Below are 25,570 nucleotides of genomic sequence, written 5' to 3'. Positions count from 1 at the left end.
TGATATTGTTCATGCAGAACATCTCGCTTGTTTACTTGCGGTTTGAAATTCGATATTCCGATGTCCCGTCCCAGTCTATAGCTAGTGTTCCTGGCTTGAATAACACACCATAGTCAGACAATGCTGTCTCTACGGAAATGTATCCGTCTAACACATCCTCAATTACCTTATGGGGATCCCTGTCGAAAGGATGACCGAAACCTCCACCTCCACCCGTTTTCACTGTGATCACATCGCCAAATGCTAAAGGTTTGGCATTTGTTTTTAAGATATTCTCTTTATTATCGCCTCTTTGAATCACAACACTTGGTGGCATGCCGCTTTTCCCTTCAAACAACCCCCATGCAGGCGTTTTTGATCGCTCAAACCATGCATACAAATTAGACTCTTGAGCAAGAACCTCATATCTCCGAACGATCCCCAAACCACCGCGATGGTATCCCGCGCCCCCCGATTCATCGCGCAGCCCATACATCGTAACCTTCATAGGAAATTTGGATTCAAACACCTCGACTGGCATGTTTTTGAAATCGCCACACACATTGCATATCAAACCAGATTGACCGTCGTTTTCATGAAATCCGCCCCAACCGCCTGCTGTGGCTTCGAAATTCAAAAATTCGGCATTCGTTTTTGGATCTCTACCAGAGAATGCAATATTCATAGCATCTCCGTAATGAGCCGCTACGCTTTTTTCTTTCATGGCAGGAGAAAGTGCTTTGAAAATTAAATCCATCAACAGTCCAAGTGGCGAATAGTAATAACCGCATGGGGCGGGCTCTTGTGCATGAAAAATGGTACCCGGCTGAGCAACGACATGTAAGGTTCTGAAATTACCTCCCGTTACAGGGGAATCGGGATTAATCAAGTTTTTAAATGCAATTCGGCATGCAGAAATTGTTTGAGCTAACCCGCAATTGATTGGCCCACGTCGCTGTTCACTGGAACCTGTAAGATCGATCGTAATATCTTCCCCTTTAACGGTTACCTTCACTTTAACGAGCACTGGATCATCTGAATTGCCGTCGTTATCCATATATCCTTCAGCCATATAATCCCCATCTTGAATCTTGCCGATGGCCTCTCGATCCATCCGTTCCGATTGGGCAATGATATCTTGGGCGCAGCGCTCTACCGTTTCAATGCCAAATGTACGAATGATTTCCTGATACCGCTTTTCACCTGTACGGCAAGCGGCAATTTGCGCATTTAAATCGCCAAGAGCTGCGATGTGGGAGCGGCAGTTTGTTACAAGCAAGTTGATGACATCTTCCCTTGGTTCACCAGCGTCATAAATTTTCGTTGGAGGAATTCTTAGTCCCTCTTGATAAATTTCGGTCGCGTCCATCGGTGTCCCTGGATCCTTTGCGCCAATATCGATCCAGTCAGCTCGGTTCGCTGTAAATCCCACGAGCGCTTCATTAAAAAATATAGGAGAAATAACAGTCACATCATTAAGATGTGTTCCCGCAATGTAGGAATCGTTCATGATATAAATGTCACCAGGCTGATAGTTCTCTACTCCGCCAATACTGCAAGTCACAGCTTTAATGCATTCATCCAGGTTCCCCAGAAAAAGAGGAAGACCGGCTGACTGCCCTAATAGTTCGGCATGTTGATTAAAAATACCAACACTGCAGTCTTTCATTTCATAAATAATCGGCGAAAAGGCGCTGCGATATAAACTGGTATTCATTTCTCCGGCTGCAGTCGTCAATGCACTTCGGATGATTTCCGTCGTGATGGGATTTTCTTGATAGGTGTACATATTTGTAGTAGTAGTCATCCTAATTCCTTTCTTGTTACTTGGATATTTTTGTACCTGTCAATCTCCACTACAAAACCGGACGGAACAACAGTAGTCGAACTTGCGTCCTCAACGATCGCTGGCCCTTCAAACTGATGACCATAATTGAGCGTTTGCGTAGTGTATACAGGTGTATCCTGCTCGATTGCGTTCCAAATCGTCTTTTTCATGACGCGTTCTTTCGGTTTCGAGCCATCCCACACACAATTTCCGGAGGTTGTTACTTTTTCCAAAAATCCATACCCGGTAAACCGCGTATTTACTACTTCTACTTTGCCAATGAGATTGTTTTGTCCATTGAGTACACTGTGCAGTTCATGGAATGAATTCGCTATACGATGTGGATCAAAGACATGCTCTCCAGACGCTTCCATCCCATAAGGAACATTTATCGAAAATTCCTGACCTACATAGCGCATATCCACTGTTCTGTTAAAAATCATGTCTTCAGCCGCAATCTTTTGCTTTTCTAGAACGCTCTTTGTCTCTTCCTCCATTTCCCTATAGGCTCGCTCTATCTCATCACGATCAATGTCTTCGACCGGGCTTACGAAATGGCGAACGGCATCGTATCTGATATCGGTTTGAAGCATACCAAATGCCGAGAACGTTCCTGCGACTGAAGGGACGAGCACTTTATCAATACCTAGAAGTTCAGCAATGAATAATGCATGCATCGGACCCGCCCCTCCATAAGCAACCATAACGAAATCACGCGGATCAATTCCTTTGCTGACAGTGATGGTCCGTATCGCATCAGCCATTTTTGCATTCGCTATTTTGCAAATTCCCTCTGCAGTTTCCGTAACACTCAATCCCAGCTGGGTCGCAATCTTTTCAATCGCGTGATAAGCCGCTTCCTTATCGAGTTTCATCCCCCCGCCAAGGAAGCCGTTTTCATCGATTCGGCCCAGTACCAGATTTGCGTCTGTAACGGTAGGCTCTGTACCCCCTTTTCCATAACATGCCGGACCCGGATTTGAGCCTGCGCTTTTTGGACCTACGCGTAGTCCTCCTGCTTCAATAAAGGCGATCGAACCTCCACCCGCTCCAATCGTATGAATATTCACCATTGGAGAAAGGATTGGAAACCCTTCCAAATTTGTCTCGACGGTAACATCAGGTTTTCCGTTTATGATGAGGCTTACGTCAAAACTAGTCCCGCCCAAATCGGCGCAAATAATATTTTTATATCCCGATGAATCTGCTAAAGAAATGCTTCCGATTGCACCTCCAACAGGTCCAGACAAAAGGGTCTGGATCGGGAGTTCCTTTGCAATCGTTGAAGTCATCACTCCTCCATTGGATTGCATTATATAAAGATCGTTATCCAATCCTCTGGTTGCAGTTTCTCTTTCAAGAATACTCAAATAGTTTTTAACGATCGGAGCAACGTAGGCGTTAATGACTGTCGTACTTGTGCGTTCATATTCACGCCATTCGCGTGCTATTTCGTGCGAAAGCGAGACCGTGATCTCTGGAGCATTATTTTGGAAAGCATGTCTTATCAGCACTTCATGTTCCGGATTTTTATAGGCATGAAGCAGACATACCGCAACAGATTCATATCCTTTTTCCTTCACTTGTTCAATTACTCGTTCAACGGAGGACATGTCGATCACTTTCGAGATGGTTCCGTCTGCCATGATTCTCTCAGAGATTTCAAAAACGTCTCTTCGCTTCAGTAGCGGTTCTGTTTTCCTGTACTTAACGTTGTACATATCCAGCCTATTTCCACGTCCAAGCTCATAGATATCTTTGAATCCTTCCGTAACCAGAAGAGCTACGCCACGACCTCTTCTTTCCAGAAATGCATTCAGTCCAGATGTGGTTCCATGCACAAAATAATCAATCTGGCTAAAATCACTGACAAATTTACTAACTCCCTCCAACACCCCTCTGGCCAAATTGTCTGTAGTTGTGAGGATCTTATTGGTGTGATATTTTCCGTCCGCTTTATCGAACAATACCAAGTCCGTGAAGGTGCCTCCGATGTCAACGGACAAACGATAACGTTTCAAAAACCCCGCCTACTTTCCCACTAAATTGAAAATACAGTTTTTTCAGACCGAAACTTCTTTCTGTTTCTTGAGTTAATAAAGATACCTAAATTAAATTAGGTAATCTTGTTAGTTATCCCTTTCAATAATTTCATAAATTCGATTAAAACAAAGATAACCAACACCTTTCTAAGTTTACTATAAAACAAATCTAACTAAATTAGATTAGGTAGAGTATAACTTGTCTGAATATTTTAATCAACACATTCTTTTATTCTGCATGCAGTTATCGGCTAGCTGGAATTCAGAAGCGTTCTCCAATTCATTTCAATATTTGACTACACTTTGCCTAATGCAGCATAGCCAAAAGGCTCCCGGCAATCTTACCGCGAGCCTCTTTACCTTATTCATTTGGGTAATATAAAAAATCCCCTTTTTCAAAGGGGATTTCACATGGCGAAATACATCTTATACCCTATTCAATCCCAAGCAAACCTCTGCTCTTTCCACGGATCGCCGTAGATAATAATAAGTAACCATACGCAAACCTTAGATCCCTTCGTTTTTACGATACAAGCCAATTTAAAGGCTATTCTGACACCCTGAGGCAACCTTTTTTAGGCTGCCTTTGTGCCTACGATATGCAATCCTATAAACTCCTCCTGTTTCAAGCACAGCCATCTGCTGATTAAGTTAAAGCAGATCAGGCGCTCAGGTTTGCCATATCTTTCGTTTGCGTGTTTTTTACGTCTTTTCCAATCAATGCGATGAGAAAGTTCAAAATAAACAGGGAAGCAGCAGTAGCGAAGAATCCAGCCGTATACATATTTGTTGCATCTTTAATATATCCCAGCGCAAGCGGATAAACGACGCCTCCTAAAATAAACGCGATTCCAAATATAAGGCCGGTTACAGACGCAGCATACTTGCTCCCGACCGTATCGGTTGCCATAGCGAGGCTGAGCGGCATACCTCCATAGGCGAACAGACCGGATAACGGCAACATGACCGCAAGCCACGTGTATTGCTGGAAGATTAATGCGATCGCAAACCCAACGAAAGATAAAGTCATTCCCAAACCAGCTACTAATATAAAAGGCTTCCTTTTCCCCATTCTATCGGAAATCAGCCCGCAACCGACTGCACAAATCATCCCCGCCAGCGGATACAGCGCGCCTACAAATCCGGCAAGACCTTCGGACCAGCCGCTCTCTTCCATAAGGAGTGTGGGAACCCAGTAAATCGCTAGCGATAACGATCCCCATACCCCAATGAAAAAACTGGAGGCGACAAATACATTTTTGTGCCCGATTGCGGCCAGATATTCTTTCAACAAACTGCCTTTTCGTTCGGGTCTTCCATTGTTTTCAGGTTGGGCATTGGCAAAATGAGGAGGTTCTTTCATATAGATCGCAGAAATCACAAACATCACGAATACAATGATAGCCCCAATCGCCGATCCTCCCCTCCAGCCAAACTCAATAAGGATCAAGGAATACAAATAGAGAGCTACCACCGTGCCGATCCCGTCTGTCGTAAACATTACGCCCAAGGAAATGCCTATTTTATCCGATTGCTCGAACCACCGGATTGCCATTGCATAGGGCGCGACAAACAACAACGCGATTCCGATCCCTAAAATTACGCGAGAGAACAGCATCCATTGGTAATCGGGCATATAGGCAAAAACGACCTGACCGATGCTGCATATCAGCAGCCCCAGCAGCGTTACATTCTTGGCCCCCCACTTGTCAACCAGCACGCCGGCAAAAGGAAAGACCAGCCCGCCGGAAAGGGCGGAAACGGAGGCTAGCGTGCCGACCATCGTATAGTTCATGGAGAGATCTTTCATCATCTGCGGAATTTGGGTTGAGTAGCCGGTATATGGAATATAGTTCGCAACCGTAGTTAGGAAACATAACCAAAGCGCTGACCATTGACCTTTGATCGCTGAATTGCTGTCTACCATCCTAATACCCCCGATCTTCTTTGTTCTCTATGTGATTGAAGGATGAGCCCGATAGGAGTAAAGGGTGGTTGTTCCCTCTACTCCTATTACCTTTGGCCATCACGAATGTTTTTTCGGTACTAGATCTTCCGTATCTACACATCCATCGCAGTTTTTCTTCATGGACGCAAAGACGCGTACAGGAGCGCCATCCGATTTGGCCAATGGCATCGGAATCACAAAAATCTCTTGAAGCGGCACAAAGGAATGAACATCCGACAAGCAACCTGTTAAATTGCAGAGATTCTCTACAACTAGCACATCATTTTCAAGCAACGTCTTGTGTGCGATGTCTTCATTGTTCCAGGAAGCGTCAATATTCGGTGCATCGATTCCTACCAAAGCCACCCCTTGCTTGACCAACCACTCTGTCGATGCCGCGCTTAGATAGGGATGTTTGAAATAGTTTTCCTTGCCCCAGTAAGCTTCCCATCCCGTCCGTATAAACAAGAAGCTTCCCGGCAGAATGTCCCTGAACGCTGCTGTCGCATTCTCTAAATCAGCAGGTTCAATGACATCCTTTTCCTGCAAATCCCGAAAAGCGACGATTCCTCCATGACTGATCCAATTCGCAAGTGGATATTCATCCAATGTCGCTCCTTCGGGAATAATGTGCTTGGGTGTATCTACACTTGTACCGGAATGACTGCTTAAGGAAAGCGCAACCGTCGCATATTGTCCTGTTTGGCGATATTCGATCGACACCTCCGGCTCACCAGGATAAATCGGCATTCCATGTTCAATCGGTCTCGTAAAATCAATGATTCCTTCATTATTTTTCATAATTTTCCGAAAAGACATCACGCATTCCTCCTCTTATTCTCTGCATTCCATTCTATCATAAGCTCATTGGCAATCGTCCGCAGCAAGCCCTACCCAACTGAGTGGTGTTACCCCATTTGTTCCCGTTCCGCACAAATTCCTACTGGTTGTTTCTTTTGACCTTTGTCGGTTCAAAAATGATCAGCTTGACTTCGGTCACATCCTCTAGCACATAACTGCCAAGAACTCTCCCCCCATTTCCGCTGTTCTTCACGCCGCCAAATGGCGCCAGCAACTCCCAATAATTCGTGCCCTCATTGATGTGAACCATCCCGTGCTCAAGATGCTCAGACATATACCAAGCAGTCTCCAGACCGGATGTAAACACTGCCGACGTTAGTCCATACTGCGTATCATTTGCAATCTCTACTGCCTCTTCTTTTGTCGAGAATGGTATGATCGGGGCAATCGGACCGAATGTTTCCTCCCTGCCGATGAGCGTATCCTGGCTTACATTGATGAGAATCGTCGGTTTGTAATAAAGTCCTTCATGCGTTCCCCCATACACAACCTTGGCTCCCTTTGCAACAGCATCCTCGATATGCGCATTCATTTTATCAACGATCGCTGCGCTGGAGAGCGGTCCCATATCCGTAATTTCATCTAGCGGATTGCCCAACCGCATCTTTTTGGTTCTCTCAACCAATTTGGCAACGAATTCATCCTGAACGCTTTCATGGACGAGAATCCTTTCCGATGCGGTGCATACCTGACCCGCATTATAGAAGCATCCCGAAATGGCTGCCTCTACAGCTTCATCGATGTTCGCATCTTCCATAACGATTAACGGGCCGTTCCCTCCCATTTCGAGCAAAGTCCGTTTTAATCCAGCTTCCTTAACAATTCGCTCGCCGACAGCCGTACTGCCTGTAAAGGCAATCGCCCGAACGTCTTTGTGTTGGACGATGGTGCTTCCTACTTGCGCTTTGCCATGAACCAGATTGATTACCCCAGGTGGCAAACCGGCTTCGGCAAGTATCTCGACCCATAAACCCGTGCTGAAAGGCGTATTTTCGGACGGTTTATAAACAACTGTATTTCCAGCCACCAATGCAAACGGGATCGTTTCGCAGGAGATGGACACGGGAAAATTCCAAGGGGTTATGATTCCCATCACACCGATGGGCGCATGGGTAATATGGATTTTTTTGCTGTTTGTTCTCTGGGATGTACTCAGCAGGGTTGCGCCCTTGAACCGTTGAATCTCTCCATCTGCATATTCAAAAATAGGAATTCCCATTTCGTACACTTCTTCCCTTGCTTCGCGGATGGTTTTTCCCATTTCAAGCGTAATATAGCGGGCCATTTCTTCGCCTTTTGCTTTCCAGATTTGTACGGCCCGCCGCAAAATATCAAGCCGATCCAATAAAGCCATCCTTGCCCAACGTTTTTGCGCCTTCTTTGCACTTTCTACCGCAGCTTCAACCTGTTCAATGGAGCAAGCTCTTACCGTTCCGAAAAGCTCCCCATTAACAGGGCTGATGATTTCAATAATCTCGCCTTCCCCTTCCACCCATTGGCCATTGATATACGATTTTGCCTGTAACGTTGCTTGGTTACGTACATAAGGCATATGCATTCGTTTCCGCTCCTTTTCACTTAACGATCTTTTTCAAGAACATCTCCCTAGAAAAATACAATGCCTGCTCTCACCTCCTTCTCTCTCAAGCAAGGAGCCTATCAGCACAATGCTGAGCTTCCATCATGTCACCTTGCCATCAAAGAGCAGCTTTGCTGTAGTATAAAAGCAAATCACATGCCAAACTCCCTTAATCAATCACACTGTCTGCTGACAACCCCCAAAAGCGTGATCACGATGCAGGCGGATTCGCTCGGCATTTCTCCCATTTTGGCAGAGACCCTATAAGGCAGTGTAATGTTTTTTTACAGTTGTAACATGACGATCGAACAGTTGTAACAGTCCATTTGGGGCAGATGGAGGAAACTTTGTTTGAAAGTCAGTGAAGCCTGGGATAACCCTTTTTACAGGTACGACCATGGTCAATTTCATGTTAAAATAAAGCTGTCATGGCTTTTTTCACCCACTACGCTTCATCTTTTTCGCGTACGTATTCTGGACCTCTTTCACTACAACATATTTGCTTGTATGGAACGTTACGATAATGAGGGGGGCTTTTGGACAATGAGCATGTCACTCTATAACCGCATATCAAATAACCAAAAGAGCATGAGGCAGTCGTGGGAGAAATTTATATGTGAAGGGATTATCGAAGATCGCGTTCCTCCCTTTCTTGCGCAATCCTGGAGTATTGATAAGCAGTTGCATATTGATCCCTACCTACCAAAGCTTCCACTTGTAAATGACGAGAGCTACCTACATAACAACAAACCGCTGCTAACTGCCGTTGAAGATACCCTCAAAGAATTCAGCTTTTATCTTGAATCATCATCCTCTGCCATTCATTTCAATAATCCCGAAGGGGTTTTGGCAATCCAATACGGAGACCTGAATGCTATTGAAAAACTACGGAAATTCAATAATGTGACCGGGGGAAAGTTGGATCAGCAATCATGTGGTACAACAGCGGTTTCCCTGGCTTTAAAAAACAAACGTCCATTTTTTACAAGCGGCGCTGATCATTTTGTCCATATTTTTCATGATTGTGGCTGCTTCGCCATTCCATTACTGAACAAAAGAAACAACGAGCTGTTGGGTGTACTCGATATATCAGGGCCTGAACATATTTTCAACGACTATGTATTTGCGCTGACTCATTCCACTGCTCTAGCGATCGAAAAAAGACTGGAACAGTATTACATGGAGAAAGATGCTCTATTATTGGATTACTATATCAATCGGTGCTCGCATGATCGCTCTTCCCTTCTTGCAATCAACACAGACAAGCAAATTTTCCGCTGTTCCGAACGAGCCTCATCTCTTTTGGGGGGGCAGCCTGCAAATTGGATTGGTCATTCTGCATCAGCGTTATCCATTCCAAAGCTCCGGGAGTATATGCGTGTATGCGAGGAAGAGATTGAATTTTATGACATATTACCCAATGAGGTGGCCGCTCGAATTGTTTTGCAACGCATCCTCCATCAAGGTGAGTTTATTGGTTGGATCGTACAGCTCTTTTCGCTTACCCAACGTGCTGACAAAGTCACGGCGGGCAAGTGTTTCCCTTTTGAGGAGATTATCGGAAGCAGTCCTGCGATTCAGCATGTTATCCAAAAAGCCAAGAAGATTTGCGGAAGCCAAGCAAACATCTTAATTCTTGGAGAAAGTGGAACAGGAAAAGAACTATTTGCCCGAGCGATCCATTTCAACAGCGATCGAAAAAATGGCCCTTTTATTTCTGTCAATTGCGGTGCCATTCCCAAAGAATTGATCGCAAGCGAGCTATTTGGTCACGAGGAAGGGGCTTTCTCGGGTGCCAAAAAGGGAGGAGAAAAAGGGAAATTCGAACTGGCCAACAAGGGTACGATCTTTCTCGATGAAATCGGCGAGCTCCCCTTGGAGCAGCAAGTATATTTATTGAGGGTCTTGCAGGAGAGAGAGTTTTACCGTTTGGGAGGAAAACAATTGATCCCGCTCGACGTTCGTATTATCGCTGCAACAAATGTGGATCTGGAAAAAGCAGTGAGAAACAAACATTTCCGCGAAGATCTGTACTTTCGTTTAAATGTGATTAATCTACGTCTCCCCACTCTAAGCGAACGGGGGCAAGGAGATGTTGTTCGTCTTGTGAACCACTTTTTCTCCTTTTATTGCAGACAAGAAAGAAAGAATGTGACCTTAACGAATGAGGCGTTGGAGTTTTTAGGAACTTATACTTGGAGAGGAAACGTAAGAGAGGTCGAAAATACTGTTCACCGAATCGTTGTATTGGCAGATAATAAACAAATAACGGTACATGATGTTCATGATGCATTAGACCATTTTGAGCAGCAAGTCGCTGGAAATAATGAAAATACTACAGATAACATGGAAATAAAACCATTGACTATGGATGAAGTTGAGAGAATGGAAGTAGTACGTACCCTTATTCGAAATAACGGAAATATTTCAAAATCTTCAAAAGAACTAAATATCTCCCGGCCAACTCTGTATCGAAAAATAGATAAATATCAGATCATGAAAGATAAAATTATCCAATGATGTTTTACTAAACCTTAATCATTCTAACAGATATCACCTTACTGATTTAAGTTGAAGAAAAAATTAAAACCCAGTCCATCTTTTGGACTGGGTCTCTTTTCCCCCTGAAAACTGGATACGCACGCGACAGATAGGGACTAATTTATTACATTCAATCCCAAGCAAACCTCTGCTCTTTCCAAGGATCGCCGAAGATAATAATGAGTAACCATACTCAAGCCTTAGACCTAATTGTTATCACGATACTTGCTAGCTTGAGGCCCCTTTTTCTCTACAATACTATATTTTTTTCCTGAAAATCGACACTCGTTTACTGGTCTGTGGAGGTGAGGGGCAAGGCAACCAATATTGTACTGAATATTATTAATCAAAAACGAGGTTATGCTCCGTTCAAACACTCATATCCAATATAACTATTCACCATATAGGTAAATATTCTTTTTTCTGATAGTTCTATGAACGTGGGGGCATCGACCACCCTCGCGGACTATCGATGTAGATTTTTTTTAGCCATCCCCTCAACAGCAGTTAACAACCGGGAAATTTCTTCCTCGGTATTGTACGGCGCGAAACCAATCCGCACGAGTCCCCCAGAATCGGCAAGCCCGAATTTCTTGATGACTGATATGGCGTAAAAATCGCCGTCCCAGACGTATATCCCTAACTCCCCGAGCCGTTCCGCGATTTCGCTCGGTGTCAGTCCGTTCATCGTAAATGAGACCGTCGGAGTCCTCAAACCCTCGCCTACTGGAGTGCCATAGATTGTAACGCCCGGGATCTCTTTTAATCCGCGATAAAGTTGACCTGCTAACGAATGTTCATATACATACATATCCAGCATGGCCCTTACGATGTTTTCACGTAAGCTGCCTCCGCTATTGTTCGCCAGGCTGGCGATAAATTCAACGGCCGCCTTCACTCCCGCCAGTGCTGCGTGATTAAGTGTCCCTGTTTCTATTTTTTCCGGTGAAGTGTTCACTTGTGGACGAACTTTATCAGTTGTCAGCCGATCGAGGGCACCCTTGCTGGAATACAGAATCCCTATATGCGGGCCAAACCATTTGTAAGCCGAGCACAACAGAAAATCTGGATCGAGTTGTTCTACATCGATCAGTCCGTGTGCGGCAAAGTGAACGGCATCGATTACCAGAGTCGCTCCAATTTCCCGCGTCCATTGGCGTATTTTATATACATCGTTAACGGTCCCAACTGCATTCGACGCATAGCCTACTGCAACCACTTTTGTCCGTTCGCTCAGCAGGCTGTAAAACCGTTCCATGTCTAGTGTGGAATCCTCCCGGATAGGAACGTGGTGAATCACAGCCCCGCGCTCCGCAAGAGTGAGCCACGGAGCAACGTTGGCGTCATGATCCAGATCCGTAACGATCACTTCATCTCCCGGTTGAATCGTCCGCCCGATCGCACGCGCCAACGCGAAGTTAAGCGTCGTCATGTTCTGTCCAAATGATATTTGGCTCGCGTCACTCGCACCGAGAAACACGGCTACTGCTTCACGCGTCTGTTCAATCAATTGGTCCGTCTCTCGGCTGGCAGTAAAACAGCCGTGTATGTTGGCGTTCGATGTTTCGTAATAGCGGGAGACCGCAGCGATGACGGAACTCGGCACCTGCGTTCCGCCTGGTCCATCCAAATAGGCAACCGGATAGCCGTTTACTTCACGCTTCAATGACGGGAATTCTTGGCGACAATCAGACAAATTACGCATGTTTTATACCCCTTTCATTTGGTATTGCGGTGGTGATGTCAGTAGGGAACCCGGCGCGCATGCCGCCGTCAACAAGCAAAATGCTTCCAGTGATAAACGAAGCCTCGGGTGAAGCGAGAAACAAAACAGTTCCAGCCACATCTGCCGCATTGCCGTAGCGCCCAACTGGCGGGACAGACCAGGAAAGGTAGTCATCCTTCGGTCGCACAGTTTCTCCAACGTTAAGCATCGATCTCATTCCGGGTGCAATATCACCCGGCGCTACGATATTGACCCGTACTCCATGAACGGCTAAATCAAGCGCAAGCATCTTTCCCGCCATGTTTACTGCGGCCTTTGTCACGGAATACGCCCCAGCGTGGCTTTCTCCCAAGATTCCGGCGTCAGATGAAATCAGTACGACCGATCCTTCACTTCGCTGAAGCAGCTTGGCCGCCGTTTTCACTGTCATCACAGCGCCTTGCACATTCACACGGTATAATCTGTCAAGATCCTCTAGTGTCGTTTCGAGCAGTGTCGCTTTGCGACCTATGCCCGCAGAGCAGACTACGACGTCTAATTGGCCGAATCGTTCGTCAATGTACGTGATCACTCTCTCCAAATCTTCACTCGATGTAACATCACCGTGGATAAAGAGTGCTCGTTGGTGGGAATCAGGCGCTAGCTTCTCCAGAGCTCGCTCCGCTTGCCAACCTCGCTCTTCGTTCGTACCCATCACAACGACTATTGCCCCAGCTTGTACAAACTTCTCCGCAATGCCGTATCCGATGCCAGACGAACCGCCGGTAACGAGAACGACGCGATCTTGGAAATGCGTCTGCCAATGATTGTACGTTTGGTTTTCCTGTTTTTGTGGTTCTGTCAATTGAATCATCTCCTTTTACGCATAATTCCTAATTATTTATTTATTTTGTATTATCTTGTATTATCTTGTATTATCATACTGGTCCGGGATACAGGTGTCTCCATCCAATTGGTTGGCGTAAAAAAACCAACCAAGTCTTATGAGAAAATAGTCAAATTTGCGGTTCACAAGACGAGGTGAAAATACATGTTCATATCTGACTGGAAGCCAAACCGAGCTCATCCTGCCCCTTTGTATAAACAGATCACCGATTTCATCAGGGAAAAAATCACAAATGGGGAGTGGCCTCTGGGGAGTAAAATCCCCCCGGAACGGAAGTTAGCGCAGGCATTTGGTGTAAATCGAAGCACAATTGTAACTGCTTTTGCTGAATTAACTGCCGAGGGCTTAATCGAGGGGAGCAGCGGAAGCGGAACGAGAGTGGTAAACGATACCTGGGCAATCATGGCAGCGCACTCAGCACCCGATTGGGATGCCTACACCAGAGCCGGGGTTTACCGACCAAATCTACCCACCGTGCAAGACATTAATCAATCTGAGAATAGTCCAACCATCATTCGTTTGGGATCAGCAGGCCCTGCCCCTGAACTTTTTCCAACTGACATGTTGCAAACCATTTTGCAAAAGTTACCTACGAAAATGAAATCACTAGATTACGAGGATCCAAAGGGACTGCTTTTTCTGAGAGAGCAAGTAAGCGAATACGCCAAAAAAAGAGGAATCGACGCCTCGCCATCCTCCATACTAATTGTATCCGGAGCGCTGCAAGCTCTCCAGTTGATCTCGATTGGTCTCTTAAAGCGAGGATCTGTGGTTTTGACAGAAAACCCGTCTTATGTCCAGTCTCTATCTGTGTTTCAATCCGCGGGAATGAAGATGATTGGCCTTCCACTAGATAAAGATGGACTTGGGACGAACACGATTCCGCAAAATAAGAGGGAGCAAAAAGCCACGATATTATACACAATACCTTGCTTTCATAACCCTACTGGAATCTTGATGTCCGAAGAGAGGCGCAAGCAGTTGCTGACGATATGCGAGCGGGAACAACTCCCGATTGTCGAGGATGATGTCTATCGGGATTTATGGCTTGACCATGTACCGCCGGCACCGTTAAAAGCAAAGGATAAAAACGGTTTGGTGCTCTATCTCGGAAGCATGTCAAAGACCCTGGGCCCTGGATTACGCATCGGTTGGCTGATCGGTCCGGATCCTGTTATCAACAGGTTGGCCGACCTCAAAATGCAGTTAGATTACGGGTCAAGCTCCCTTTCACAATGGACCGTCGCTGAGTGTCTGCAAAGCGGCCTGTACGAACAACATTTACAGGTAACAAGAGAGACTTTGCGGAAACGCCGGGATGCAGCCTTACATGCGTTGGAGAAATACATGACAGGAATTGCCTCATGGACTTCTCCCACTGGTGGATTTTTCATTTGGCTGCGATTGCATCGCCCTGTTTCTATGCGTGCGTTGTTTGAAAAAGCGCTCCAACAGGAGGTCTTGCTCTATCCAGGGAATATTTACGACCGGTCTGATCATCAGCATTTGCGCATTTCATACGGGTATGCATCGCCCAGAGAATTAGAAGAGGGGATTTCACGATTATCAAAGATTATTCAGAAATTTGAAAGGTAAATTGTCGGCGGAACAAAACAAGCCCTTCACTCGCTGCTTGCGCATCAGGTGAAGGGCGTTTCACTTTCTTAAGGCAATGGTCCCTTTTTCTACAAAATTTGTGACAAAAACGTTTGAGTTCTGGCATGTTTTGGATTATCAAATATTTCGTCAGGTGTTCCGACTTCCACGATTTCTCCGCCATCAAAAAAAACAATACGGTCTGCGACTTCACGGGCAAAGTGCATTTCATGCGTTACCACCAGCATCGTCATTCCTGACTTTGCAAGATCTTTCATGACATCCAGTACTTCTTTAATCATTTCAGGGTCTAAAGCTGAGGTTGGTTCATCAAACAGCATCACTTTTGGCTGCATGGCCAATGCGCGGGCAATCGCCACCCGTTGTTGTTGACCTCCTGACAACTGTCCAGGGAATTTGTGCGCTTGGTTGGCTATTCCAACACGCTCCAAAAGTTCCATTGCGATTTTTTCCGCCTTCGCTCTCTGGTATTTTCTTACCCAAATCGGAGCGAGGGTAATATTTTGCAGGATCGTCATATGCGAAAACAGATTAAAAGACTGAAAGACCATCCCCGTCTCTTTGCGGACCGCTTCAATGTTGGCGATGTCGTTTGACAGGTTGATATTATCCACGATAATCTCGCCCTTTTGAATCTCTTCCAGGGCGTTGATGGTACGGATAAAAGTAGATTTGCCAGAGCCGGATGGGCCAATGATGACGATCACTTCCCCCTTTTTTACCTGCAGGGAAACATTTTTCAGTACATTGTGACTGCCGTACCATTTGTGGATGTTTTTGCAAACAATCATCTCTTCCAGTCCATTTTCCTCGACCCCGCGACTTGCCTCTGTTTGCATCAATTTTTCCCCCTTTGCTGTTGGTTATCTTCCGACGTTGAATGAACGCTCCAGACTTTTGCTGATATAGGACATGAAGAAACAAAAGATAATGAAAATGAACGCGACAAAGAGATACACTTCCATTTGAGTTCCCAAGAATTGCGGATTGGCAGCAATCCGCTTGGCAATGCCAATCAGATCCAACAGGCTAACGATAGCGACCAAAGAGGTATCTTTAAATACCTCTATCACATTCCCTACAAGCGCAGGGATTACGGCGCGGATTGCCTGCGGCGAAATTACCAAGCCCATCTTTTGGATGTAAGAAAGTCCCAGCGCATCTGCCGCTTCAAATTGTCCGCGCGGAATCGCTTGCAACCCTCCCCTGACCGTTTCCGCAAAATAGGCAGCATTAAACAGGGTAAAGCCAATGATCGCCCGTAATACATTGCTTAATTCTATGCCCTCGCCCAAAAACAGCGGCACCATTAATTGAGCCATAAACAACACAGCGATTAACGGGACACCCCTAATCAATTCGATGTAAGCGACGCTGAACCAGCGCACCACTACTAACTTGCTTCTTCTCCCAAGGGCCAGCAAAAAGCCCAAGGGAAATGAGCAAACAATGGAGATGCCGGCAATCAAAATCGTTAGTAAAAAGCCGCCCCAAAGTTTTGAATCGACCGTATGAAACGCACCGGCCCCCTGCAGGATCAAAATAGCCAGAGGAACTAAGCAAATCCAGCCAATAAGGTTTGCTTTCCTCGATCCCGGCCATTTTTTGCAGAGTAAATAGCCTGCTCCCATCACGACAATATTGGCAGCAAGCCAAATCCGCGACGCCAGCGATAAAAAAGGCAACAGTAGCGCAAGCAAAAACAGAGCAAGGAAAAAAACAGACGTATGTGACCATAACCCTTTTTGTCTGCCACCCGCACTTCCAAGTAAACAGCTACAGATCGTTACGATTATCCAGACTCGCCATGTTTCCGCAGCTGGATATTGACCAACCATCAACAGCTGAAAATTAGCGACAATCACGTCCCACTTTGCTGTTACGGCTATCCAATAAACAGCTTCCTTGAGAAGGTATCCGAGTACTAGCAACAAAAGGAAAGTCACGAGCGTATTGGGCCAACTGCTGAACAGATTCTGCTTGATTGCTCGTAGACAAATCTGAACAAATGCTTGACCAGACCTTTTTCGGGTGACAAGCGTGATGTTTGTTGAAGGCATTTTCAGTCACCTCTCTATCAGTTGATAGTGCTTGTTAAACATGTTCATCAACAAGGACGTAAGCAAACTAAGTGCCAGGTAAACACCCCCGATCAACGCAATCATCTCGATGGCTCGTCCGGTTTGGTTGATGATCGTATTTCCAACCGAAAACAAATCGGAATAACCGACTGCAACTGCCAGACTAGAGTTTTTTATCAAGTTTAATAACTGACTGGTAGCCGGTGGAATGATGATGCGGTTGGCTTGCGGCAAAATAATCAGGCGCAAAATCGTACTTTTCTTCAGTCCCAGCGCTTTGGCAGCCTCCGTCTGACCTTTTGGCACCGCCAGTATGCCACCCCGCACAATCTCCGCGATAAAAGCGGATGTATAGGTAATCAACCCCAGCAAAATAGATGCAAACTCTGAGCTAATCACATATCCTCCTGAAAAGCTTTTCCCGTTGATCACCGGAACGCTGATTGAGAGAGGGGATTGCCCTGTGATCACAAATGCAATGAGAAAAACGAAGATCGTTGCCCCTGCTCCCCAGAGCATCGAGAACGCCCTTACTCCCGTTTCCATTTGTTTAGCTATCCTTACTTTCCATATATATCTTGCGAGAAATAGACCAAAAATCAACAAAACCAGCCATACTCCCCATCCGGAATGTACGGCAAACCACGGAATGGCATTGCCGCGATTGCTCAAATAGGCAATGTCAAAGAAATGGATGCTGTTTTCAATTCTCGGCAACGGTAAAAAGACGACAAGATACAGCATCGTTATTTGTACAAGCAGCGGAATATTACGGAAGATTTCAATGTAGGTAGCGGCAAACAGCCTGGCTAATCCGTTTGTGGAGAGACGGGCAATCCCGATAATCAGACCGATCAGGATCGAAAAGATAATCCCCAGAACCGACACCTTCAGTGTATTAAGAAGCCCGACCAGCATAGCTTTTCCATAGCTGTCTGACGGCGAGAAATCGATCAATGTGTCACTGATGCTGAATGAGGCATTTGACGTTAGAAAATGAAAACCCAAGGTGATACCGATCTTTTTTAACCCTTGAACCGAATTGAGGAAAAAGTAAGCAATGGTGCTCACGATCAGAATAAGAAAAAGCGCTTGGAGCAAGGTGGGGACGATTCGCTTGTTTCGCCAAAATGGGGTTTTTTCCTTGGTGATGCTTTGCATGCTGCTCTCACCTCTCAGCTTTGTAAAAGAATGGACCCATTGCCACAAAAAGAGGGACAAATAGGTCCATCTGTTTATCTTTTATCGGAATGGCGGGGAGTACAGTAAACCGCCCTTTGTCCATAGATCGTTGGCTCCACGATCTAATTTGAAGATCGTGTTTTTGCCAAGATTTCGCTCAAAAATTTCGCCATAGTTCCCTACTGCTTTGATTACCTTTACGACAAAATCATTAGGCAAACCTAACTGTGCACCTACATCTCCTTCTACACCCAGGAAACGACGGATTTCCGGATCCTCGCTGTTCAGGAAACTTTCGACGTTGCTTTGCGTGATGCCATATTCCTCCGCTTGGATCAACGCATAGACAGTCCATCTCATAAGGTTGAACATCTGATCGTCCCCGGCTTTAACCGCAGGTGTCAGCGGCTCTTTCGATAATACATCAGGAAGAATTTTAACTCCCTCCGGATTTTTCAAAGAAGCTAAACGAGCAACCAGGCCCGACTTGTCCGTCGACCATGCATCGATGCTGCCTTGCTCAAAGGCGGCTACTTCGGCATCCTGATTTTCAAACACGACGATATTCGCTTTCGCCCCTACTCTTTTCAACTGTTCGGTTAGGTTCATCTCGGTTGTCGTTCCTTGCTCGACACCGATGCGCATCCCATCTAAACCCTTCAAATTGTTGATTTTGCTGTCTGCGTGAACCATCACCCCTTGTCCATCATAGAAGGTGGTAGGTCCGAATTTTAATCCCATGGAAACGTCGCGTGAGCTAGTCATCGTTGCATTGCGACTTAATATGTCGATTTCGCCTGTTTGCAAAGCGGTGAAGCGTTCTTGCGTGGATACCGGCCGCAACTCGACTGCGTTAGGGTCGCCAAAGATGGCGGCTGCATAGGCTTTTGCGAAATCGATATCAAACCCGCTGTTGCTTCCGTCAGGTTTTAAATAGCCGAATCCCGGCAAAACGTTATTTACCCCGACGACTACCTTGCCTCTTTGTTTTACCTTTGCCAACGTTCCCCCGCCTTGATTTTCCCCCTGCGTCTTAGCGGTTTGATTCGGTTGCCCTTGTTGGTTTGGTTGTGTTTGAACCTGACTGGACGCCCCTTCACTTGTGCATCCTGTGAGACCCAAAGAACCTGCGAGAACAAGAGAACCTACCAGCATCAATGCTTTTTTGGCTTTCATTACAATGCACCCCCCTTTAATAAAACTTTTTTGTTATCAGTAACGAACGGTATCTTTTACAGCCCTTGTTGATGTTTTGCCAGAAACTGTCGTTGAATAAAAGCCTTGTCCCCTAACACCACGGGATTCTCCAGACTGCCGATTCCTTCGATCTCGACTCGCACTTTGTCACCGACTTGCAAATATTTCGGCGGTTTCAATCCCATCGCTACCCCATGCGGCGTACCGGTAGCAATGATATCTCCCGGTTCCAACACCATGATTTTGGACAGGTAGCTGATCAAATAAGGAATGGAGAAGATCAGTTCCTTGGTGTTGGAATTCTGGCGGATTTCATCATTCACATAGCATTTGATAGCAAGGCGATGCGGGTCGTTGACTTCATCAGCGGTGACCAGGTAAGGTCCCATCGGCGCGTGGCCGTCAAAGGTTTTTCCCTGCAACCATTGCGACGTCCTTACTTGATAATCCCGAACAGATACGTCGTTCATGGCGGTGTAGCCAGCTACGTACTGATTGGCATCGGCTTCCTCCACATGACTTGCATGCTTCCCGATCACTACGGCAAGCTCCGCTTCGTAATCAAGCTGGTCGGAGTCTTCAGGTTTGGGGATCGGTGACAGCGGATCATTAATCGTGTTCGAATATTTCGAGAATAGGACCGGGATTGTCGGAATCTCCAAATTCACTTCCGCAGCATGGTCACGGTAATTCAAACCGATGCAGATAATTTTATTCGGATTGGAGATTGGCGCATGAATATCCACGGTTTCGATCCGAAAGATCACGTCTGCCAGCTCTGTCTCTTGAATGCGCCCACCCGCAGCAGCAAACTCGACGGCTTGCCGTGCTTTCTCCAGCAAAACCGTTCCTCCTTGAAGAAACGATTTCATGTCAGACGGGATTCCTTCTTCGTTTGCCATCAGCTTGTAAGCTTTGGCGATATCAATCACTTTATCTGCCACAACGGCTCCAATCGATTTCCTACCGGACCGGGAATAGGTTACTAGTTTCATACCTTATCTCCTTTACTTTGGCTTTCATTTTTTATGTCTGGCTATGAAGCTGCAAATCCGTTTTACCCCTTCCAGCAATTGCGACTCTTCTGACGCAAGAGATATACGCACCATTTTGTTGGTCAGCTCCCCAAAAGTGGTGCCGGGGGCAACAGCTACTTTTTCCTCTTTCAGCAATTGGAGCACCAGTTCGTCTGCTGGCCGACCCAATTCCGCCATATCAACCAGCATGTAGAAAGCGCCATCCGGTTTAAACGCTTTCACTTCTGCTTGTGTAAACAAATCGTATGCTTTGTCGCGTCTCTGCTTGTAACTTTGCCGCATTTCCTCAACAAAATCCTGCGGTCCTCTAATCGCAGCCTCCGCCGCTTTTTGGGAAATGGAGGTGGCGCAGGATACCAAGGGCAGCATCACTTTACCCATTATCGTGGTAATCTCGGGAGAGGCCACTGCGTAGCCGATTCGCCAGCCGGTCATCGCGTAATTTTTCGATGCGCCAAAAATGCTGATCACCCGGCCATCGGTGTCGAACGTTTTTGGACTGATATGGGTGCCTTCAAAAACGATTCCGTCGTACACTTCGTCCGATATCACATACAAGTCGTGCTTGACGGCAAATGCCAACAATTCAAGGATTTGCTCCTGCCCGAGAACCGCTCCTGTCGGATTCCCCGGCGTATTGATCAAAATGGCCTTGGTTTTCGGGGTAACCAATTGTTCCAGCTGCTCCAGATCAGGGGCAAAACCGTTCTCCAACTGCAAAGGATATCTTTTGGCCACAGACCCTTGCGCGAGAACCATCATTTCGTAAACCGGCCAGCCCGGATCGGGAATCAAGATTTCATCGTCGGCGTCGGCAATTGCCAGCAAGCTGGCTGTCAAGGCTGTTACGGCCCCGGAGGTGACCATCACTTGCTCGCTTGTGATTTTTAATCCATAGCGATAGCCAAGATGCTCGCACAATGCATCGCGCAGCGATTTGTAACCTGGCACCGAAGTATAGCCGGTAAAGCCTTCGTTCATGGCCAAGGTTGCCGCTTCCCGAATATGTTGTGGCGTATTGACGTTCGGTTCGCCCACTTCCAGATGAATGGCATCCGGAATACTGGCGGAAAGCTCCATTAGCTGGCGGATTCCTGAGTTTGGCAACTTGCTTCGCGTTTTGGATAATTCTTTCATGCTCGTATCTCTCCTTCGCCTTTTTGATACACGATTCTGCCGTCCAAAACGGTCATCTCCACTGTTATATCTTTAATTCTCTCTGTTGGCGTTTCCATGATTGGCTCGCTTAAGACAACCATATCCGCCAATTTTCCCACTTCAATGCTCCCCTTGATGTGCTCATCGAAACTGGCGTAAGCGCCGTTCCATGTATAAAGCCTTATCGCTTCCAGCCGTTTGATCCGTTGGCAGTCACCGACTGACAATCCCGCCTGCGTCTGTCTATTTACCGCTGTATGGATGCCCAAGAGTGGATTGCAATCCGTAATCGGACTGTCCGATCCGGCTGCGGCGATGATTCCCTCGTCGATGAAATCTCTGGCCGGAAACATGTGATTCACACGCTCCCCGTAATTTTTCACGTAACCCTCGCCGAATTCGTAGAAGAACGGTGGATTCGGTATCGGGATAACGTTCAGTTCTTTCATCCTTTTTAACAAGTCAGGAGTTGTTATCCCGGCGTGTTCGATACGATGTCGATGATTGTGGCGGGGCTGTTTTTGCAATGCAGTCTCGATGCAATTCAACATCATCTCGATGGCCCGATCGCCCTGAGCGTGCGCCGTAATCTGGTATCCTAGTTCATGCGTCGTCACTAACGCTTCGTTTAATTCTTCTTGCCCAAAATACAGAATTCCGTGATTATTTCGGTCACTCGTATACGGCTGTCTTGTGGCGATTGTCGGTCCACTGCTGCTTCCGTCAATAAACACTTTGACCGGGCCGATTTTAAACTGCTCATTCCCTAAGCCAGTGACGACTCCGGCCTCCATCATCTTTTTCACAAATTCCTGGGAATCATTTAGAGCCCCAATCATGGCATAGATACGTACCTGAATATCGCCAGTTTGAGTGGACTGCTGCAAAATCCTTAGACTTTCTGGACCGTACGCGCCGGCATCGTGAACGCTAGTAATGCCATTGGCTAGCAGTTGTTGGGAGGCTAGCGGCAATCCCTGACGTATCTCCGTTTCGGTAAATTTGGAAAAATGATGCATGTTCATATGAGCGTTTTCAATCAACACGCCTGTGGGAACCCCTTTTTCATCCCGCTCAATTTTGCCGCCCGGAGGATCAGGAGTATTGGCGTCAATTCCTGCCAATTCCAGCGCCTTGCTGTTTACCGCCGAGATGTGGGAGCAGGTTCTGACCACGATAATCGGGTGATCGGTGGATATCGCATCAAGTTCCCAGCGTGTCGGATATCTTTGCTCCGCTACTTTCGTTTCGTTGAACCCCCATGCGCGGACCCATGCGCCTTTGGGAACCTGGGACGCTTTTGTTTGCAATTCTCCCAGAATGTTTTGCACTGATTTTATATGGGCCGCCTTGCAGTTTATGCCAAGCGTGTTGGCAGCCATCAATGTTACATGTAAATGCGAGTCGATAAAACCAGGTAGCATGCTTCTACCTTGTAAATCGATGATCTTCGTTTCACTGCCGATACATTTTTCGATACCAGCATTGTCTCCTACCGCGAGTATGCGGTTTTCCTTTAGTGCAACCGCTTGTAAAATACGATTTTCTGGGTCAATGGTAAGAATCTGACCATTTATAAAAACGATGTCTGCAGTCAGGGGACGTCCCTCCTCTCATTGTGATCGGTTACTTAAGTCAGTTCGACCTCCTCTCCCAGTTCCTCGGCCAACTTGTGGAGATCGACCTTATAAATAGGGCGCGGTCTGCCTTTCTGGGCCATTTTTTCTTTGCCGATCACTTCTGCAATCTCTTTGTTTTTTAATGATTTGATTAGCCTTGCAGCATTTCGTTCACTGGTAGACAGAGCATTGCTTATCTCCCGCGTTGTCACAACTTCTTTCCGCAAGGTAGTGAGCCAGGAATACAGCTTGCGCATTGAATGGGGAATGGAGTAACCTTCCCCATCAACCAGTGAATATTCCATTGTAGTTCCAGAACCGAACGGACCATATGCTCTTTTTTGATCATCAATCAAAAAGCCGCAATTTCCTCCGTCTTGCATCGCCATTGTCAACGCCTTGTTTGCGTTGTACGCAGCGCCTTCCCCGGTATCTCCCATTCCGATTCCGAAGTTGATGAAAAAGGGGTACCTCTCAAAAATCTGTTCGAAAAGAGAAAAGTCCATAAAATGATCAGTCAGTCTCTCAATGATTCCTCTGGTTGTGTAAAGGGTGACAATATCTTCATCCAGTTCTCCCATTCTGGTGAAAAACAGATTACTTAAGTCGTTAATGGTTTTTTTCACATGCAGATGATCATTTTGCTCGATATATGCCGATTCATCGATCTTAAACTGAAGAATCGTAATTTGTGCGGAGTGTTTTTTATGCTCTTTACCCAGCAGTATCGCTTTTTTTATCGTCTCGCGTATGGTTTGATTGGTATGTTTGACAAGGAAAACTGGGATTTTCAATTCCCTCAATTTTACGTAAACGGAATTCAGACATGTGGCAACAACCTGGAATTTACCCTCCTTCCATAATTGAAGATGGTGTTCAGACAGCTTTTCTCCGTCATACTCATCATCCATTGTTGTTACCGACCATTGAAAATCGGCAATCTGCAATTCTTCAAACGTTTCTTGTAAAACATCAGGGGTGATGACATCAAAGCTAACAGAAGGATAAAAGTGGTATGTACGATAAATATGGAAAATGACAGAGTAAATATCTGTACCTTCAAACGGAATGTAAATGGATCGGCTATCTGGAGGAAGATCATTTTGCGAAAGATAGTAAGGGAATTTTCCACTGAATAAATAGACATCGATTATTTCCTTACACTGTTTTATCAATGCTGGGGATTCCTTTTCCGACTCATAAACGAGTAGAACGGATTCTAGCTCCTCAAATTCATCAGCAACCTTTTTGATTGCTGTTACCAAATTTTCAGGACCAATTATCGCCATTTTAATTTTCATTTTTTCACCCTGTATTTTGTCTTTAATTAGTCTTTTATTATCTGTTTTACTACCTTTCTAATGAACGTATGGTCGATTTACGTATAATTAAGTGTTTTTACGATTTTTATAACGTCTTTATTTAGTCTTTTAATTAGATTCTAATTATTTTTTTCGAGTTGTCAATCTTTTTGTAATATTCAACTGAATGAATTTAGGACGGTAAGCACCAGACAATAAAAGCAACTTTGATTGATTCAGATAGAAGTTGGATAGTTTGAAAAAAGAGGTATTCAAGAACGTGTTTTTTCGTTCCTGAATACCTCTTTTTTTCAAAATAGATTTCTAAGTCTATATGCGATTAACATGCAGTTCCCATTAGACGCTTTTCATTCCCATTCAATCCCAAGCGAATCTTTGCTCACGCCAAGGATCTCCATACATATTATACCCGTTCTTCTCCCAAAACCCCGGCTTATCCTTCTCCACGAACTCTACACCGCGCACCCATTTTGCACTCTTCCAAAAATAAAGGTGCGGGATCACAAAACGCAGCGGATACCCGTGATCAGGTGTCAGCGCTTCCCCGTTATGCTTGGTGGCAAACACGTTGCCCGCGGCCATGAAGTCGGCGAGCGGCATGTTCGCTGTCCAGCCGTGTTCGGCATGCAGCACGACATATTTGGCTTCCGGCTTCACTTTTGCCAGCGCGACGACCGCCTCTACGGGAATGCCCTCCCATTCGTTGTCCAGCTTGCTCCAGCCGGTCACACAATGGATATCATTGGTCACGTGGGTCATCCCCAGCTCCATCAACTGATCGAAGGTGAGCGTCTGCTCTTCCTCCACCGCACCGAAAAGCCGGAACGTCCAGTCGCGCAAATCGTTATAAACAGGCACATCGCCGTAGTGCAGCACCGGAAAGCCTGTCGTCACCTTTTGATTCGGCGGTACGCGGTCTTTCGCTGGAGCGCCGCTCTGCTGTTGGTCCAACCCCATATGTATGCCC

At 46.0% G+C, this 25,570-nt stretch carries 18 protein-coding genes; 2 read left to right on the top strand and 16 right to left on the bottom strand.

Annotated elements, in window-relative coordinates; genetic code table 11:
• Positions 1-31: 31 nt before the first annotated feature.
• The 5 genes from EDM56_RS18850 to EDM56_RS18830 all read right to left on the bottom strand — a co-directional run bounded on the left by EDM56_RS18850 (position 32) and on the right by EDM56_RS18830 (position 8,216).
• A complete protein-coding gene (locus tag EDM56_RS18850; protein ID WP_221175992.1) occupies positions 32-1,786 on the bottom strand; it encodes a hydantoinase B/oxoprolinase family protein in 1,755 nt (584 codons plus the stop codon).
• Complete coding sequence (locus tag EDM56_RS18845; RefSeq protein ID WP_122919471.1) at positions 1,783-3,828, bottom strand: hydantoinase/oxoprolinase family protein; 2,046 nt, start codon at positions 3,826-3,828, stop codon at positions 1,783-1,785. Before EDM56_RS18845 ends, EDM56_RS18850 begins: the two co-directional genes overlap by 4 nt.
• Positions 3,829-4,510: 682 nt before the next feature.
• Entirely contained in the window at positions 4,511-5,776 is a 1,266-nt protein-coding gene (locus EDM56_RS18840; protein ID WP_122919470.1) for an MFS transporter, read from the bottom strand.
• Positions 5,777-5,875: 99 nt separating this feature from the next.
• Positions 5,876-6,616, bottom strand: coding sequence for a cyclase family protein (locus EDM56_RS18835; RefSeq protein WP_122919469.1), 741 nt, complete (start codon positions 6,614-6,616; stop codon positions 5,876-5,878).
• 121 nt (positions 6,617-6,737) lie between these two features.
• Positions 6,738-8,216, bottom strand: a complete 1,479-nt coding sequence (locus EDM56_RS18830) for an aldehyde dehydrogenase family protein (RefSeq protein WP_122919468.1) — start codon at positions 8,214-8,216, stop codon at positions 6,738-6,740.
• 372 nt (positions 8,217-8,588) lie between these two features.
• Between EDM56_RS18830 and EDM56_RS18825 the strand changes: the two genes are divergently transcribed.
• Positions 8,589-10,757, top strand: coding sequence for a sigma-54-dependent Fis family transcriptional regulator (locus EDM56_RS18825; RefSeq protein WP_122919467.1), 2,169 nt, complete (start codon positions 8,589-8,591; stop codon positions 10,755-10,757).
• 487 nt (positions 10,758-11,244) lie between these two features.
• Here EDM56_RS18825 and EDM56_RS18820 read toward each other — a convergent pair whose 3' ends face one another.
• Both EDM56_RS18820 and EDM56_RS18815 read right to left on the bottom strand, forming a co-directional pair.
• Positions 11,245-12,483, bottom strand: a complete 1,239-nt coding sequence (locus EDM56_RS18820) for a cysteine desulfurase-like protein (protein ID WP_122919466.1) — start codon at positions 12,481-12,483, stop codon at positions 11,245-11,247.
• A complete protein-coding gene (locus EDM56_RS18815) occupies positions 12,476-13,348 on the bottom strand; it encodes an SDR family NAD(P)-dependent oxidoreductase (protein ID WP_183192516.1) in 873 nt (290 codons plus the stop codon). The genes EDM56_RS18820 and EDM56_RS18815 overlap by 8 nt, the downstream gene beginning before the upstream one ends.
• 186 nt (positions 13,349-13,534) lie before the next feature.
• Here EDM56_RS18815 and pdxR point away from each other — a divergent pair, with 186 nt between their 5' ends.
• Positions 13,535-14,986, top strand: a complete 1,452-nt coding sequence (pdxR, locus tag EDM56_RS18810; protein WP_122919464.1) for a MocR-like pyridoxine biosynthesis transcription factor PdxR — start codon at positions 13,535-13,537, stop codon at positions 14,984-14,986.
• Between the two features lie 89 nt (positions 14,987-15,075).
• Here the strand turns inward: pdxR and EDM56_RS18805 are convergent, their stop codons facing one another.
• The 9 genes from EDM56_RS18805 to EDM56_RS18765 all read right to left on the bottom strand — a co-directional run bounded on the left by EDM56_RS18805 (position 15,076) and on the right by EDM56_RS18765 (position 25,560).
• Complete coding sequence (locus EDM56_RS18805; RefSeq protein ID WP_183192520.1) at positions 15,076-15,798, bottom strand: amino acid ABC transporter ATP-binding protein; 723 nt, start codon at positions 15,796-15,798, stop codon at positions 15,076-15,078.
• A gap of 72 nt (positions 15,799-15,870) precedes the next feature.
• Complete coding sequence (locus tag EDM56_RS18800) at positions 15,871-17,067, bottom strand: amino acid ABC transporter permease (RefSeq protein ID WP_122919462.1); 1,197 nt, start codon at positions 17,065-17,067, stop codon at positions 15,871-15,873.
• Positions 17,068-17,073: 6 nt separating this feature from the next.
• On the bottom strand, positions 17,074-18,249 hold the full coding sequence (locus EDM56_RS18795) for an amino acid ABC transporter permease (RefSeq protein WP_122919461.1): 1,176 nt from the start codon (positions 18,247-18,249) through the stop codon (positions 17,074-17,076).
• A gap of 81 nt (positions 18,250-18,330) precedes the next feature.
• Positions 18,331-19,446 carry an amino acid ABC transporter substrate-binding protein gene (locus EDM56_RS18790; RefSeq protein WP_122919460.1) on the bottom strand — a complete coding sequence of 372 codons (1,116 nt, stop codon included), beginning with the start codon at positions 19,444-19,446 and terminating at the stop codon, positions 18,331-18,333.
• Between the two features lie 56 nt (positions 19,447-19,502).
• On the bottom strand, positions 19,503-20,462 hold the full coding sequence (locus EDM56_RS18785) for a fumarylacetoacetate hydrolase family protein (RefSeq protein WP_122919459.1): 960 nt from the start codon (positions 20,460-20,462) through the stop codon (positions 19,503-19,505).
• Positions 20,463-20,486: 24 nt separating this feature from the next.
• The gene (locus EDM56_RS18780) at positions 20,487-21,641 is read right to left on the bottom strand and encodes a pyridoxal phosphate-dependent aminotransferase (RefSeq protein WP_122919458.1); all 1,155 of its coding nucleotides are present in this window, start codon (positions 21,639-21,641) and stop codon (positions 20,487-20,489) included.
• Positions 21,638-23,260, bottom strand: a complete 1,623-nt coding sequence (locus tag EDM56_RS18775; protein WP_122919457.1) for an amidohydrolase — start codon at positions 23,258-23,260, stop codon at positions 21,638-21,640. Before EDM56_RS18775 ends, EDM56_RS18780 begins: the two co-directional genes overlap by 4 nt.
• Positions 23,261-23,292: 32 nt before the next feature.
• Positions 23,293-24,582 (bottom strand): hypothetical protein, encoded by a 1,290-nt coding sequence (locus tag EDM56_RS18770; RefSeq protein WP_122919456.1) that lies wholly within the window; start codon positions 24,580-24,582, stop codon positions 23,293-23,295.
• Positions 24,583-24,960: 378 nt separating this feature from the next.
• Positions 24,961-25,560, bottom strand: a complete 600-nt coding sequence (locus tag EDM56_RS18765) for a sulfite oxidase-like oxidoreductase (RefSeq protein ID WP_122919455.1) — start codon at positions 25,558-25,560, stop codon at positions 24,961-24,963.
• Positions 25,561-25,570: the final 10 nt, after the last annotated feature.

The organism is Brevibacillus fluminis (genome assembly GCF_003710825.1).
GTDB lineage: Bacteria > Bacillota > Bacilli > Brevibacillales > Brevibacillaceae > Brevibacillus_D > Brevibacillus_D fluminis.
This window is presented reverse-complemented; position numbering and strand designations above follow the sequence as displayed.